The sequence below is a fragment of the Nocardioides sp. BE266 genome, assembly GCF_031457855.1.
GTDB lineage: Bacteria > Actinomycetota > Actinomycetes > Propionibacteriales > Nocardioidaceae > Nocardioides.
This window is the reverse complement of record NZ_JAURTI010000001.1, coordinates 532,950-546,933: the sequence shown is the minus strand read 5'-3', so window position 1 is coordinate 546,933 and position 13,984 is coordinate 532,950. Positions and strand designations below refer to the sequence as shown.

Annotated in this window: 14 protein-coding genes; 4 read left to right on the top strand and 10 right to left on the bottom strand. The window is 71.8% G+C overall.

What is annotated here, in order from left to right; translation table 11 throughout:
- Positions 1-20 precede the first annotated feature (20 nt).
- The 8 genes from J2X46_RS02680 to J2X46_RS02645 are packed head-to-tail and all read right to left on the bottom strand — an operon-like array spanning position 21 to position 9,469.
- Positions 21-311 carry a hypothetical protein gene (locus J2X46_RS02680; protein ID WP_310246571.1) on the bottom strand — a complete coding sequence of 97 codons (291 nt, stop codon included), beginning with the start codon at positions 309-311 and terminating at the stop codon, positions 21-23.
- A 31-nt stretch (positions 312-342) separates the two neighbouring features.
- Positions 343-1,476 carry a right-handed parallel beta-helix repeat-containing protein gene (locus J2X46_RS02675; protein ID WP_310246569.1) on the bottom strand — a complete coding sequence of 378 codons (1,134 nt, stop codon included), beginning with the start codon at positions 1,474-1,476 and terminating at the stop codon, positions 343-345.
- Between the two features lies 1 nt (position 1,477).
- Entirely contained in the window at positions 1,478-3,127 is a 1,650-nt protein-coding gene (locus tag J2X46_RS02670) for a phospho-sugar mutase (RefSeq protein WP_310246567.1), read from the bottom strand.
- Positions 3,124-4,632: a glycerol kinase GlpK gene (glpK, locus tag J2X46_RS02665; RefSeq protein ID WP_310246564.1), complete on the bottom strand. Its 1,509-nt coding sequence runs from the start codon at positions 4,630-4,632 to the stop codon at positions 3,124-3,126. Before glpK (J2X46_RS02665) ends, J2X46_RS02670 begins: the two co-directional genes overlap by 4 nt.
- Positions 4,629-5,381, bottom strand: coding sequence for an IclR family transcriptional regulator (locus J2X46_RS02660; RefSeq protein ID WP_310246562.1), 753 nt, complete (start codon positions 5,379-5,381; stop codon positions 4,629-4,631). Before J2X46_RS02660 ends, glpK (J2X46_RS02665) begins: the two co-directional genes overlap by 4 nt.
- 38 nt (positions 5,382-5,419) lie before the next feature.
- Complete coding sequence (locus J2X46_RS02655; protein ID WP_310246560.1) at positions 5,420-7,138, bottom strand: glycerol-3-phosphate dehydrogenase/oxidase; 1,719 nt, start codon at positions 7,136-7,138, stop codon at positions 5,420-5,422.
- A 45-nt stretch (positions 7,139-7,183) separates the two neighbouring features.
- A complete protein-coding gene (glpK, locus tag J2X46_RS02650) occupies positions 7,184-8,704 on the bottom strand; it encodes a glycerol kinase GlpK (RefSeq protein WP_310246559.1) in 1,521 nt (506 codons plus the stop codon).
- 51 nt (positions 8,705-8,755) lie between these two features.
- Positions 8,756-9,469, bottom strand: a complete 714-nt coding sequence (locus J2X46_RS02645) for an MIP/aquaporin family protein (protein ID WP_310246557.1) — start codon at positions 9,467-9,469, stop codon at positions 8,756-8,758.
- Between the two features lie 157 nt (positions 9,470-9,626).
- Here J2X46_RS02645 and J2X46_RS02640 point away from each other — a divergent pair, with 157 nt between their 5' ends.
- Positions 9,627-9,998 carry a VOC family protein gene (locus J2X46_RS02640; protein WP_310246556.1) on the top strand — a complete coding sequence of 124 codons (372 nt, stop codon included), beginning with the start codon at positions 9,627-9,629 and terminating at the stop codon, positions 9,996-9,998.
- A gap of 16 nt (positions 9,999-10,014) precedes the next feature.
- Here the strand turns inward: J2X46_RS02640 and J2X46_RS02635 are convergent, their stop codons facing one another.
- On the bottom strand, positions 10,015-10,920 hold the full coding sequence (locus J2X46_RS02635) for an NYN domain-containing protein (RefSeq protein WP_310246555.1): 906 nt from the start codon (positions 10,918-10,920) through the stop codon (positions 10,015-10,017).
- A 144-nt stretch (positions 10,921-11,064) separates the two neighbouring features.
- Between J2X46_RS02635 and J2X46_RS02630 the strand changes: the two genes are divergently transcribed.
- Together J2X46_RS02630 and J2X46_RS02625 are read left to right on the top strand one after the other, a co-directional pair.
- Complete coding sequence (locus J2X46_RS02630) at positions 11,065-11,709, top strand: MOSC domain-containing protein (protein ID WP_310246553.1); 645 nt, start codon at positions 11,065-11,067, stop codon at positions 11,707-11,709.
- Positions 11,706-12,134, top strand: a complete 429-nt coding sequence (locus J2X46_RS02625; RefSeq protein WP_310246551.1) for a polyketide cyclase — start codon at positions 11,706-11,708, stop codon at positions 12,132-12,134. Before J2X46_RS02630 ends, J2X46_RS02625 begins: the two co-directional genes overlap by 4 nt.
- A gap of 4 nt (positions 12,135-12,138) precedes the next feature.
- Here J2X46_RS02625 and tpx read toward each other — a convergent pair whose 3' ends face one another.
- Positions 12,139-12,636 carry a thiol peroxidase gene (gene tpx / locus J2X46_RS02620; protein WP_310246550.1) on the bottom strand — a complete coding sequence of 166 codons (498 nt, stop codon included), beginning with the start codon at positions 12,634-12,636 and terminating at the stop codon, positions 12,139-12,141.
- Between the two features lie 40 nt (positions 12,637-12,676).
- Here tpx and J2X46_RS02615 point away from each other — a divergent pair, with 40 nt between their 5' ends.
- Complete coding sequence (locus J2X46_RS02615; RefSeq protein WP_310246548.1) at positions 12,677-13,981, top strand: DUF2252 domain-containing protein; 1,305 nt, start codon at positions 12,677-12,679, stop codon at positions 13,979-13,981.
- Positions 13,982-13,984 lie beyond the last annotated feature (3 nt).

Sequence of the window (13,984 nt, the reverse complement as noted above, 5' to 3'; positions counted from 1 at the left end):
ACGTCGCCGGGGGCGACGGGTCAGACCAGTCCGGGAGCACGCGGTCGCGCGGGGTGGTGCACCACGTCGGTGGTGCGCCCGGCGAGCACGAGGGGCACATCGGCCGCGCGACGGCGCGGCAGGAGGGAGAGCGGACCGGCGTCCGGGACCGCGAGGAGGGCGCGCGAGGCCGCCGGCGCGGTGGCCGCCACGAGCGCGGCGAGGGCCACGACCGCCTGGGCCGTCAGGTCGGGCATGGTGGACGCCAGGGACACCCCGGCGACGACCGACAGCACGAACGCCGCCGTCACCTCGCACCACGTCCGGACCATGGCAGCGAGACTAGCCGGTGGCCGGGCGCCGTCAGGGCCGTTCGAGGGCACCGAGGTCGACCCTCCCGACGACCGGGCGGCGGGCCAGCCCGGCGCGGTCGACGTACTCCCAGCGGGGGCGCCAGCGGGCCGGCACCCGGACGCCGCGGTCGACGGCGGGCGACGACGCGGTGAGCCGGAAGTCCTCGCCGGTCGCGTCGACGAACGACGACGTGCGGACGCGGCGGTTGGCGCGCGCCTTCGCCGGGCCGCTGGTCAGGTCGCCGGGTCCGACGAGGAGGTTGTTGCGCAGGCGGGCACGACTGCCGTCGGCGAGCGCGACGAAGGTGCCGGACGTGCGCCGGTTGACGAACGTGTTGTTGACGACCCACAGGGTGCGGGAGGGGTTGCTCAGGCCCTCGGCACCGTAGGAGACGAGCGCCGGGTTCTCGGAGCGCGGCCCCTGCACGACGACGTTGCCGGCGACCAGTGACAGCCCGCCGTTGGGCAGGTCGATGGAGTAGCTCGCGGTCGAGTCGCCGTCGGTGATGTGGTTGGCGACGATCGTGGTGCGCGCGGCGCGCGACTTGATCTCGTGGCCGGTCGCGGCGCCGCCGAACCAGCTGCCCTTCACGGTCAGGGACCGCACCGCGCCGACGTAGAGGTTGTGCGAGTAGCCGTCGCCGAAGCCGTTGTCGACGAACCGCGACCGGGTGATGACGATGTCGCTCGCGGGGTCGGCGCCGGTGAGGATGCCGTCCTCGTTGTCGTGGAACCAGCTGCGGGTGACGGTGAGGTCGGTGCCCTCCTGCCGGATGCCCGCACCGTTCTGGTCGGGCACCGTGGCCCCGCTGAACTCGATCCGGTCGACCGTCGTGCGGTCGCCGGCGATCACCCAGATCGCCTTGCCCTGGGCGTCGTTGCCGTCGGCGCGCAGGTGGGCCCGTCCGCCGACCCCGCGCAGGGTGAGGTCGTCCTGGGTCCAGGTCGCCACGTCGCCGGAGTAGGTGCCGGCGTCGATGAGCACGGTGTCGCCGTCACGGGCGACAGCCGCCGCCGCGCTCGGCGTGGCGAGCGCACGCCCCGGCCCGACCAGCAACGTGCGCGGCGCGCTCTCGGCGTACGACGATGCCGCCGGGGCGGCCGTCAGCAGCCCGGCAGCCAGGATGAGCGCGAGCGCTCGCACCTCAACCGCCGAAGGCGGTGGTCCGCAGGTCGGCGGTGATCGCGTCGAGCCGGCCGGCCGCGGAGATCCGGGCCGCGTCGACGTCCTCGTCGACAGGGATGACGACCTCGAGGTAGCACTTCACCTTCGGCTCGGTGCCGCTCGGTCGGACGATCACCCGGGCGCCCTCGGCGAGGGAGTAGCGCAGGCCGTCGGTGGGCGGCAGCGTCTCGGTGCCCTCGGAGAGGTCCTCGACCTTCTCCACGGCGAGGCCGCCGAGGCTGGTCGGGGGAGTGCTGCGCAGCCGGTCCATGGTCGCCGGGATGTCGGACAGGTCGTCGAAGCGCACCGAGAGCTGGTCGGTGGCGTGCAGCCCGTGCTGGTGGGCGATGTCGTCGAGGATGTCGGTGAGGCCGCGGCCGTCGGCCTTGGCCTGCGCGGCGAGCTCGCACACCAGCAGCAGCGCGGACACGCCGTCCTTGTCCTTCACGTGCTCGGGGTCGCAGCAGTAGCCGAGCGCCTCCTCGTAGCCGAAGGCGAGGCCCTCGACGCGACCGATCCACTTGAAGCCGGTCAGCGTCTCCTCGTGCGGCTGGCCGGCGGCGGCGGCCATCTTGCCGAGCAGGCTCGAGGACACGATCGAGTTGGCGTAGGTGCCCGTCCGGCCGCGCGCGATCAGGTGGTGGGCCAGCAGCGCGCCCACCTCGTCGCCGCGCAGCATCCGCCAGCCGTGCGCGTCGGGCACGGCGACGGCGCACCGGTCGGCGTCGGGGTCGTTGGCGACCACGAAGTCGGCCTTCTTCTCCGCCGCCAACGCCATCGCGAGGTCCATCGCGCCCGGCTCCTCCGGGTTGGGGAAGGCGACGGTCGGGAAGTCGGGGTCGGGGTGCTCCTGCTGCTCGACGACGTGGGGTGCGTCGAACCCGGCGGTCTCCAGCACCTGCGCGACCGTCGTACCCCCGACGCCGTGCAGCGGGGTGTAGACGACGCGGAGGTCGCGGGGGCCGTCCTCGGCGAGCTCGGCGACGGTGTCGAGGTAGCGGTCGACGATCTCCTCGCCGACGACCTTCCCGGCGTCGCCACGGGGCAGGCCGGCGAGCGGGCCGACGGCGGCGATCCGGTCGGCGATCTCGCTGTCGGCCGGCGGCACGATCTGGCTGCCGTCGCCGAGGTAGACCTTGTAGCCGTTGTCCTGCGGCGGGTTGTGGCTGGCGGTGACCATCACGCCCGCCGCGCAGCCGAGCTCGCGGATCGCGAAGGCCAGCAGGGGAGTGGGCAGCGTCCGCGGCATCACGAGCGCCTTGAAGCCCGCGCCGGTCATGATCTCGGCGGTGTCGCGCGCGAAGACGTCGGAGTTGTAGCGGGCGTCGAAGCCGATCACGACGGACCCGCCGCTGTGGCCGGTGTCCTTCAGGTACGCCGCCAGGCCGGCCGCCGCGCGGGTGACCACGACCCGGTTCATCCGGTTGGGCCCGGCGCCCAGCGCGCCGCGCAGGCCCGCGGTGCCGAACTCGAGCGTGCCGGCGAAGCGGTCGGCGAGGTCGGTCTCCTCACCGCGCTCGGCGGCGGCGACGACGGCATCGAGCTCGGCCCGGGTCTGCTCGTCGGGGTCCTCGGCGGCCCAGGCGCGGGCCTGCTCGATCAGCTCGGTGTCGGTGTGGGGCGAGGTCATGCACGGACGGTATCGCTGCTGTCCATCCAGCCCTGCGCCCGCTCCACGGCGTGCGTCCAGCGCGCGCGTTCACGCTCGCGGGTCTCGGAGTCCATCTGCGGCTCCCAGCTGCACGCCCGGCGCCACAGCCTGCGCAGCGAGTCCAGGTCGGACCACACGCCGACGCTCAACCCGGCGGCGTAGGCCGCGCCGACCGACACCGTCTCGGCATAGAGCGGTCGCTCGACGCGGAGGTCGAGCACGTCGGCCACGGTCTGCATGAGCAGGTGGTTGGTGGTCATCCCGCCGTCGGCACGCAGCGACAGCAGCGGCTGGTCCAGCACTCCTTGGATGGCGGCCACGACGTCCGCGGTCTGCCACGCAGTCGCCTCCAGGACGCCGCGGGCGAGGTGGCCACGGTTGACGAACGACGTCAGCCCCACGATCACGCCGCGGGCCGCGGGATCCCAGTGCGGCGCGTAGAGCCCGGAGAACGCGGGCACGACGTAGCACCCGCCGTTGTCGTCCACGGTCCTCGCCAGCGTCTCGATCCCAGGGGCCGTCGTCACCAGCCCGAGGCTGTCGCGACACCACTGCACGAGGGAACCCGTCACCGCGACCGATCCCTCGAGCGCGAAGACCGGCTCCTCGCCCGGGAGCACGTAGGCCACGGTGGAGAGGAGGCCGGCCTGCGACCTGCGGGGGACGTGCCCGGTGTTGACGAGCAGGAAGGCACCGGTGCCGAAGGTGCACTTGCTCTCCCCGACGTCGAAGCACGTCTGCCCGAAGAGCGCGGCCTGCTGGTCGCCCATCGCTGCGGTGATCGGCACGCCGGGAAGGACGTCCTGGCACTTGCCGTAGGTCTCCGCGGTGGTGCGGATCTCCGGCAGCACCTCCTCGGGGATCCCGAAGACACCCAGCATGTCGGGGTCCCACGCCAGCGCCTCGATGTTCATCAGGTTGGTGCGGCTGGCGTTGGTGACGTCGGTGACGTGGACGCCCGCGAGGTTCCAGATCAGCCAGGACTCCATCGTGCCGAAGGCCACCTCGCCCCGCACGGATCGCTGCTCGAGGTCGGGCACGGTGTCGAGCAGCCACCGCACGCGGGAGGCCGCGAAGTAGGTGCTCGGAGGGATGCCGGTCGCGGCCAGCACGGCGTCGTGGTGGCCGTCGGCGATGACCCGGTCGACCACCACGGAGGCGCGGGTGTCCTCCCACGTGATGACGGGCGAGAGGGGCTGCCCCGTGGACCGGTCCCACAGCAGGCAGGACTCCCGCTGGTTGGCGATCCCGAGCGCGACGACGTCGGCCGGGGTGGCCCCGGCGTCGGCCAGCGCCTCCGGCACCACGCGCCGGACGTTGGACCAGATCTCGGCGGCGTCGTGCTCGGACCACCCCGGCTGCGGGTGGTGCTGGGTGTGCTCGCGCTGGGCCATGCTGACCAGCTGCCCCGACTCGTCGAAGAGCAGGCACCGGGTGGAGCCGGTGCCCTGGTCGATCGCCGCGATCAGCCGACGGGTCGTCATGCCGACACCCACAGCGCGCGGGAGATCGACCCGGCGGCCCGGATCAGCGGGGTGACGACGTCCGGCCGTCCGGTGCCCAGGGTGAGCTCCGCCCGCGGCCCGAGCACCGCCAGCGCGGCGACCGGGTCGCCGAGCGCGTCACGCACCGGCACCGCGACCGAGGAGACGTCGGGGTAGTACTCGCCGACCTCGACGGCGTAGCCGTCGGTGCGCGCCTGCTCGAGCTCGGTGCCGACCTCGTCCTCGTCGACCAGGGTGTGCCGGGTGAAGCGTTCGGGGCGCGCCTCCAGGTCCAGCAGGCCGGGTCGGGCGTGCGCCAGCAGCACCTTGCCGCTCGCGGTCGCGTGGAGCGGGAGCCGCTCGCCGACCCTGAGCCGCTGGGGGCTGTTGTCGGGACGGTAGACGTGCTGCACGACCATGCCCTCGATGCCCTCCAGGCGGCTGAGGTGCACCTCGAGCCCGGTCTGGGCGGCCAGGCTGTCCATCCAGGGCGTGGCCGCGCTGCGGAGGTCGGCGACGTCGAGGCCCTGCGCGAGGCCGGCCATCGACCGCGCGGCGCGGTAGGCGCCGGTGGGTCGGTCCTGCTCGATCCACCCGATGGAGCGCAACGTCGTGAGGAGGCCGTGGACCGTCGACTTGGGGAGGTCGACGGCGGCCGCGATGTCGGCGAGGCCGAGGGGCCTGCTCGCGGACGCGACCAGGGAGAGGACGGCGGCGGCGCGCTCGACCGCCTGCACGTTGCCCGGCACGGCTCAGGCCTCCCGGGAGGACGGGACGTCGAGGACGCTCACGACAGGGCACGTCCCACGGACCGCCTGCGGATGTCGGGCGCGACCAGCCGTTCGGCGTTGGCGTCGAGGTCGTGCTCGGCACGCTGCGACTCCCGCTCGGCCGCCACGCGGGCGGCGTACGCATCGACCTCGTCGTCGGTGCGCTCGGCGTCCCAGCCCAGCGCGGCGCCCATCAGCGCGGCAGCCTCCGCCGCGCACGCGACGCCGCGGTCGGGCGTCTCGATCGAGATGCGCGTGCGCCGGGCCAGTACGTCGTCGAGGTGCAGGGCGCCCTCGTGCGTGGCGGCGTAGCGGATCTCCACGCGGAGGTACTCCGGGGCGTCGGCCACGGGCTCCCACAGGTCGGGCTCGGCGTCGGCGAGGGCGAAGAGCTCGTGGACGAGCGACCCGTAGCGGTCGAGCAGGTGGCGCACCCGCCACTCGGGCAGCCCGCTGCGCGCGGCGAGCTGGGGGAGCTGGTGGACCAGGGCCGCGTAGCCCTCGGCGCCCAGCAGCGGGATGTCCTCGGTGACGCTGTCGGGCACGACGCCCGGCAGGTCCTCGCGGGCGAGGTCGACGGCGTCGGCGGCCATCACGCGGTAGGTGGTGTACTTCCCGCCCGCCACCGAGACCAGGCCCGGCTGCGACCGGGCGACGGCGTGCTCCCGCGAGAGCTGCGAGGTCGAGTCGCTCTCACCCGACAGGAGCGGTCGCAGGCCGGCGTACACCCCCTCGATGTCGTCGTGCGTCAGCGGCGAGGCCAGCACGGTGTTGACGTGGTCGAGGATGTAGTCGATGTCGGAGCGGCTCGCCGCAGGGTGCGCGAGGTCGAGGTTCCAGTCGGTGTCGGTGGTGCCGACGATCCAGTGGGTGCCCCACGGGATCACGAAGAGCACGGACTTCTCGGTGCGCAGGATGAGGCCCGTCTCCGAGGGGATGCGGTGTCGCGGCACGACGAGGTGCACCCCCTTGGAGGCCCGGACGCGGAAGCGGCCCCCGGCGCCGGACAGCGCCTGCACGGAGTCGGTCCAGACCCCCGACGCGTTGACCACCACCGAGGAGCGCACCGAGCAGGTCGCGCCCGTCTCGACGTCCCTGAGCTGCACCCCGACGACCCGTTCGCCGACCTGGTCGAAGTCGGTGACCTGCACGGACGTCGCCACCGTCGCACCATAGGCCGCCGCGGTGCGGGCGAGCATCATGGTGTGGCGGGCGTCGTCGGCCTGCGCGTCGTAGTAGCGCAGGGCACCGACCAGCGCGTCCGGGCGCAGCGCGGGGGCCAGGCGCAGGGCGCCCCGACGCGACAGCTGGGCATGGCCGGGCACCGATCGTGCGCCGCCCATCCGGTCGTAGAGGGTCAGCCCGGCCGTGACGTAGGGGCGCTCCCACACCCGGTGGCTCAGCGGATAGAGGAACGACACGGGCTTGACGAGGTGCGGCGCGAGCCGGGTGAGCATCAGCTCGCGCTCGCGCAGCGCCTCGCGGACGAGGCCGAAGTTCAGCTGCTCGAGGTAGCGCAGGCCGCCGTGGAAGAGCTTCGAGGACCGCGACGAGGTGCCGCTGGCCAGGTCGGCCTGCTCGACCAGCGCCACCTTCAGCCCACGCGTCGCGGCGTCCAGGGCGATGCCCGCACCCGTCACTCCGGCGCCGACGACCACCAGGTCGAAGTGGCCGCCGTCGAGTGCCTGCCAGGCCTGCTCGCGGAAGCCGGGGTCCAGGGGTCGGGTCGTGATCACGTCGTCTCCTTCACTGTCTTCTCGCTGCGTCCGTGCCCCGTGGATTCACTCGACGTCGTCGTCGACCCAGTCGAGGGTCTTGCTGACAGCCTTCTTCCAGTTGCGGTAGAGCCGCTCGCGCTCACCCTCGTCCATCTGCGGCGTCCACCGCTTGTCCTCTCCCCAGTTGGCCGTGATGTCGTCGGTGCTGTCCCAGTAGCCCACGGCGAGCCCGGCGGCGTACGCCGCTCCGAGCGCGGTCGTCTCGGCCACCTTGGGGCGTACGACGTCCACGCCGAGGATGTCGGCCTGGAACTGCATGAGCGTCTCGTTGACCACCATGCCCCCGTCGACCTTGAGCTCGGTGAGCGGGACCCCCGAGTCGGCGTTCATCGCGTCGAGCACCTCGCGCGTCTGGAAGGCGGTCGCCTCCAGCACGGCGCGCGCGATGTGGCCCTTGTTGACGTAGCGGGTCAGGCCGACGAGGCCGCCGCGGGCGTCGGGGCGCCAGTGCGGCGCGAAGAGGCCCGAGAACGCGGGCACGAAGTAGGCGCCGCCGTTGTCCTCGACGGTCGTGGCGAGCTGCTCGATCTCCGGGGCGCTGGTGATCATGCCGAGGTTGTCGCGGATCCACTGCACGAGCGAGCCGGTCACCGCGATCGAGCCCTCGAGCGCGTACACGGGATCCTGGTCGCCGACCTTGTAGCAGACGGTCGTCAGCAGGCCGTTCTCGCTGGGCACCTGTTCCGTTCCGGTGTTCAGCAGCATGAAGTTGCCGGTGCCGTAGGTGTTCTTGGCCATGCCCTTCTCCAGGCACGCCTGGCCGAAGGTCGCCGCCTGCTGGTCGCCGAGGATGCCGGAGACGGGGGTCCCCTTCAGCACGCCCGGACGGCACTCGCCGTAGACCTCCGAGGAGGAGCGGATCTCGGGCAGCATCGACATCGGGATGCCCATGTCGTCAGCGATCGACTCGTCCCACGACAGGGTCGAGAGGTCCATCAGCATCGTGCGGCTGGCGTTGGTGACGTCGGTGACGTGGACGCCCTCGTTGTCGGCGCCGCCGGTGAGGTTCCACAGGACCCACGTGTCGGTGTTGCCGAAGAGCAGGTCTCCGGCCTCGGCCTTCTCACGCGCGCCCTCGACGTTGTCGAGGATCCAGCGCACCTTGGGCCCGGAGAAGTACGTCGCCAGCGGCAGGCCGCAGACCTTCTTGTAGCGCTCCACGCCGCCGTCCTTGGCGAGCTCGTCGACGATCTTCTGGGTGCGCGTGTCCTGCCAGACGATGGCGTTGTAGACCGGCTTCCCCGTCTTCTTGTCCCAGACGATGGCGGTCTCGCGCTGGTTGGTGATGCCGACCGCGGCGATGTTGCCGCTGTTGAGGTTGGCCTTCGCCAGGGCGCCGCCGATGACCTTGCGGGTGTTGTCCCAGATCTCGATGCCGTCGTGCTCGACCCACCCGGCGCGCGGGAAGATCTGCTCGTGCTCGACCTGGTCGACGGCGACCACGGTGGCCTGCGCGTCGAAGATCATCGCGCGGGTGGACGTGGTGCCCTGGTCGATCGCGAGGATGTAGGTGCTGTCTGCCATGAGGTGCTCCTTCGGTGGGTCGTGGTGTGTGGAGGTGTGCGGGGCTGGGGCTCAGACGTAGCCGACGGCGCCGGCGACCAGGCCGCCGAGGACTCCGCCGACGACGGGGCCGGCGACGGGGACCCACGCGTACCACCAGCCGCTCGACCCCTTGTTCGGGATCGGCAGGACGGCGTGCGCGATGCGGGGGCCGAGGTCGCGCGCGGGGTTGATGGCGTAGCCGGTCGGACCGCCGAGGCTGGCGCCGATGCCGACGACGAGCAGCGCAACGGCCAGCGGGCCGAGCTCGCTGGGGGTGTTGCCGAACGAGATGATGACGAAGACGAGCACGAAGGTGCCCACGACCTCGGTCACCAGGTTCCACGCCGAGCTGCGGATCGCGGGCATGGTGCTGAAGACCGCCAGCTTGTCCTCGGCAGCGGCGTCCTCGTCGGTGAAGTGCTCCTTGTAGGCCATCCACGCCAGCACGGCGCCGAGGAAGGCACCGACCATCTGGCCGGCGATGTAGGTCACGACGTCGGCGAGCGACAGGTCGGCGCCGGACGCAAGCAGCCCGAGCGTGACGGCGGGGTTCAGGTGGGCGCCGGACTTGTAGGCCACGAAGACGCCGGCGAAGACGGCGATCCCCCAGCCGAAGTTGATCATCAAGAAGCCTCCGCCGTTGCCGTTCGTGCGTGGCAGTACGGCGTTGGCCACGACGCCGCAACCGAGCAGCAGCAGCGTGGCCGTCCCGAGTACCTCGGGCAGAAAGATGTCGGTGAGCACGCGTTCTTCTCCCTTCCGGTAGAGGGTCGCGGCCAGGGCCGCGACGAGATCTCCCGAGGATGCGAGTGACGACCGCCACACCACCACCGCGACCGTTCGACATCGTCGAACGCCCGATCAGGGCCGCCTTGTCGGCGGGTGGTGGCACGATCCCGTCATGATCGATCACCTGGGCATCAACTGCACCGACCTGGGCCGCGCGGCGGCGTTCTACGACCGGGTCCTCGGGGTCCTCGGCCACCGGCCGATCATGGACGTCGAGGTCGCCATCGGCTACGGCACCGAGGGTCCGGACTTCTGGATCAGCACCTTCGAGGGCGTCGGCGACAACCGCGAGGTCCACGTCGCCTTCAGCGCGCCCGACGCCGCGACCGTCCGCGCCTTCCACGCCGAGGCCGTCGCCGCCGGAGCCGAGTCGCTCCACGAGCCGCGCCTGTGGCCGGAGTACCACGCCGGCTACTACGGCGCCTTCGTCCGCGACACCGAGGGCAACAACATCGAGGCGGTCTGCCACACCGGCGACTCCTGATGTCCGGGCAGCACGGCTAGCGAAGACGCAGGAGCTGATGGGTGTCGCGGAGCTTGGTCTCCACGACGGTCGAGCAGGACTCAGCAAAACCCTTGAACGAGGCAAAGCCCAGTGTCTTCTCGTCGAACGCTGGGTCGATCCGTCTCATCTGGCTCTTCAGCGCGGCGGCGTAGACCCAACCGTCGTCGTCCTTCTTGGCTACGCCCATGGTGCGGACGAGGAGGGCGGACGCCGCGATGCGCTCGGGAGTGTCGCTGCCAGGCGATGAGGCGCCCGCCTTGGCCGGGTTGACCTGCTTCGCCGTGGCCTTGGTGGTGGTCTTTTCCGCAGTCGTCGTCTGGGAGGCCGCGACCCCACCTGCGACTGGTTTGACCCCGGGCAGCTCCTCGTACTTGGCGAACTCGTCGCAGGCGCTCACCAGCACCGGGCTGGTCGACCCCGCAACTCCGATGCCGACCACACTCCGACCCAGACGCTTGCAGCGCTGGGCCAGCGGCACGTAGTCCGAGTCACCTGCCACGAGTACGACGTGCGTGATGTCGGTGTGGCGCGCCAGGTCGTCCACGGCGTCGACCGCGAGCCTGATGTCGGCACCGTTCTTGGTTCCCGACACCGGGAAGAGCTGGACGAGGTCGACGGTCCTGTTGATCAGGTCTCGTCGGTATGCCGCGTTGGCCGGCACCGACCAGTCGGCGTAGGCGCGAGTCATCGCGACAACACCGAACGAGGTCGCGAAGTCGATGATGGCGGCGAGGTCGACCTTCGCGGCCGTGAGCTTCTGGTCGACGGGGTCCTCCGAGCCGGATCGCATCGCGTGGGCTCGGGCGTCGTCCTCGCGCCACGCTCCCTCGCCGTGCACGTGGTCGTAGCGCGAGATCACCACGTTGTCGAAGTCGATGTAGACCGCTACCCGTTCCCCCATGGCGCCGACACTAGGGCGGGCGGGGTTCGCACGTCGGGGGATCGTGGAATCCCTGAGCCGTCTGGCGGCTCGCGGGCTCCTCGAACGTGCCGATCACCCTGTATCGGGAGGCGTGGCCTCGCCGGCCCCGGCTAGCGTGGCGCCGTGACCGCGACCATCCGCTCCGTCAACGCCGGCTCCCTCGAGTCGGTGCCCGGGGTGCGCCACCCCTCGGGCATCCGCAAGCGCCCCGTCGACCGGATCGAGGTCCGCGACCCCGGGCCCAAGCACGGGGGTCTCGGCAGCGGAGTGGTCGACGACGCGATCGGCAGCCGCAAGCACCACGGCGGTGAGACCCAGGCGGTCTACGCCGTCGCGCGCGAGGAGCTCGACCTCTGGGGCAAGGAGCTCGGCCGTGACCTGCCCGACGGGATGTTCGGCGAGAACCTCACGACGTCCGGCCTCGACGTCGACGACGCCGAGGTGGGCGAGCGGTGGCGGGTCGGGCTGACCCTGCTGGAGGTGTGCGGTCCGCGCGTCCCGTGCGCCACGTTCGCGGCCCACATGGGCGAGCCGAAGTGGGTACGACGCTTCGCCGAGCACGGCCGCACCGGCGCCTACCTCGCGGTCCGCGAGGCGGGGGTGATCGAGCGCGACGACCCGATCGAGGTCGTGCACCGACCCGGGCACGGGCTCACCGTGCCGATGTTCTTCCGCGCCGCGATGGGCGACAAGGAGCTCGCCGAGGTCTTCCTCGACGCGCGGGTGCTGCCCCAGGTCGAGCACGACTGGCTCGCGTCGCGGCGATGACGACCTTCCGGTTCGAGCGCGCGTGGGACGTGGCGGCTGCGCCCGACGCCGTACGCCAGGTGCTGCTCGACCTCGAGTTCTACCCCGAGTGGTGGCCCCAGGTGCTGGCGGTCGCCAAGATCGACGACGACACGGCCCGGGTGCTGTGCCGGTCGGTGCTGCCCTACACGCTCGACCTCGTGCTGCACGCGGAGGAGCGGGGCCCCGACGTGCTGCGGAGCGCGATCAGCGGCGACCTCGAGGGGTGGTCGGCGTTCCACGTGCGCGCGGCGGGTGCGGACACGCACCTGGTCTACGAGCAGACCGTGGTCGTGGCCCACCGCGCACTGGCCAGCGTGTCGCGCGTGCTGGGGCCGGTGCTGCGGTGGAACCACGAGCAGATGATGCGGGGCTGCGAGCGCGGGCTCGCAGGTCGCACCGGTTGATCCGTCAGGACAGCGCGGCGACCGCGGCGTCGTAGTCGGGCTCCTGGCCGATCGCGTCGGTCAGCTGGGTGTGGAGCACGGTGCGGTCGGTGTCGAGCACCACAACCGCGCGGGCGAGCATGCCCTGCCAGCCGCCGTCGGCCATCGCCACGCCGTAGTCCTGCCCGAAGGAGGAGCGGAAGGCCGAGCCGACCTCGACGCTGTCGATGCCCTCGGCGCCGCAGAAGCGGGCCTGGGCCAGCGGCAGGTCGACCGAGACGTTGACGACGGCCGTGTTCTCGAGGCCGGAGGCGAGCTCGTTGAACGTGCGCACGCTCGCCTGGCACACGCCGGTGTCGATGCTCGGGAAGATGTTGAGCACGACGCGCTTGCCGGCGACGTCGGCATCGGTGAGGGGCTGGAACGTGAGCCCGACCAGGTCGAACCCGGGGGCCTGCGAGCCGACCGCGGGCAGCTCGCCGACGGTGTTGACGGTGTTGTCACCCAGTTGTGTGGTTGCCATGGGCCCAACCTAGAGGCAGGGCCCCAGCTAGGTTGGCGGGGTGCCCACGAACCGGACCGACACCATCGTCGACGTGCTGCGCGACGCCTTCGCCCCGCTGATGCGCGCCGACCCGGCCGCGTTCCGCGCGAAGTACCGCAAGATGGCCCGCGACCCGCACGCCTTCTACCGCGGCACCGCGTGCCTCTTCTACAACGACGTCACGCCCGAGCAGGACGACTGGGCCGACCACGGCGCCGAGCGGATCTGGATCCACGGCGACCTTCACGTGGAGAACTTCGGCACCTACCTCAATTCCGACGGCCGGCTGATCTTCGACGTCAACGACTTCGACGAGGCCTACCTCGGCCACTTCACGTGGGACCTCCAGCGCTTCGCCGCGAGCCTCGCCCTCGTCGCCTGGCAGAAGGCGCTGCCCGAGGAGGCGATCCGCAAGCTCATCGGCCGCTACGTCCGGTCCTACCTCGCCCAGGTGTCGCACTACGTGCAGTCCGACGAGGACGACTTCGCGATCCGGCTCGACAATGCGGACGGTCCGGTGCTGACGGCGCTCGTCGAGGCCCGCTCGATGCGCCGCGCCGACCTGCTCGACCAGATGACCGCGATGCAGGACGGCCGCCGGCGCTTCGTCGAGGACGGCTCCACGCGCCGGCTCAAGCGCTCCGAGCGGGCCGAGGTCGTCGCCGCCTTCCGCGGCTACCTCGACACGATCCCCGAGTCCAAGCGCTTCGACCGCGAGCTCTTCTACGAGCTGCGCGACGTCGTCGGGAAGTCCGGCTTCGGCATCGGCAGCGCCGGGCTGCCGGCGTACAACGTGCTGGTGGAGGGCTACAGCCAGGCCCTCGACAACGACGTCGTGCTGAGCATGAAGCAGGCCAACGTGCCGGCGCTGAGCCGGTTCGTCGACACCGAGGAGGTGGACGCCTACTTCGAGCACGAGGGCCACCGCACGGTCGTCAGCCAGCGCGCGCTCCAGGTGCACACCGACCCGCTGCTCGGCCACACCTCGATCGGCGGCACCGGCTATGTCGTCTCCGAGGTCTCGCCCTACGAGGTCGACCTGGACTGGACCGAGATCAACGAGCCCGAGGACATGCGGGCCGTCGTCGACCTGCTCGGTCGCGCCACCGCGAAGATCCACTGCGCCTCCGACGAGGACAGCAAGCAGGACCTCGTCGACTTCCAGGTCGAGTCGGCGATCGCCGACTCGTTGCAGGGCCGACGCAACGACTTCGTCGCCTGGCTGTGCGACTGGGGCATCGAGTACGCCGTCCGCGTCCGCGAGGACCACGCGCTCTTCGTCGACGCCTTCCGCGAGGGCCGGGTGGGCATCGCCGCCACCTAGGCG

Bases quoted from the DNA above. Each gene is read 5' to 3' on its own strand.
- J2X46_RS02670 (WP_310246567.1), bottom strand. From the start codon at position 3,127: ATGACCTCGCCCCACACCGACACCGAGCTGATCGAGCAGGCCCGCGCC.
- J2X46_RS02640 (WP_310246556.1), top strand. From the start codon at position 9,627: ATGATCGATCACCTGGGCATCAACTGCACCGACCTGGGCCGCGCGGCG.
- J2X46_RS02635 (WP_310246555.1), bottom strand. From the start codon at position 10,920: ATGGGGGAACGGGTAGCGGTCTACATCGACTTCGACAACGTGGTGATC.
- J2X46_RS02625 (WP_310246551.1), top strand. From the start codon at position 11,706: ATGACGACCTTCCGGTTCGAGCGCGCGTGGGACGTGGCGGCTGCGCCC.
- J2X46_RS02680 (WP_310246571.1), bottom strand. From the start codon at position 311: ATGGTCCGGACGTGGTGCGAGGTGACGGCGGCGTTCGTGCTGTCGGTC.
- tpx (WP_310246550.1), bottom strand. From the start codon at position 12,636: ATGGCAACCACACAACTGGGTGACAACACCGTCAACACCGTCGGCGAG.
- glpK (WP_310246559.1), bottom strand. From the start codon at position 8,704: ATGGCAGACAGCACCTACATCCTCGCGATCGACCAGGGCACCACGTCC.
- glpK (WP_310246564.1), bottom strand. From the start codon at position 4,632: ATGACGACCCGTCGGCTGATCGCGGCGATCGACCAGGGCACCGGCTCC.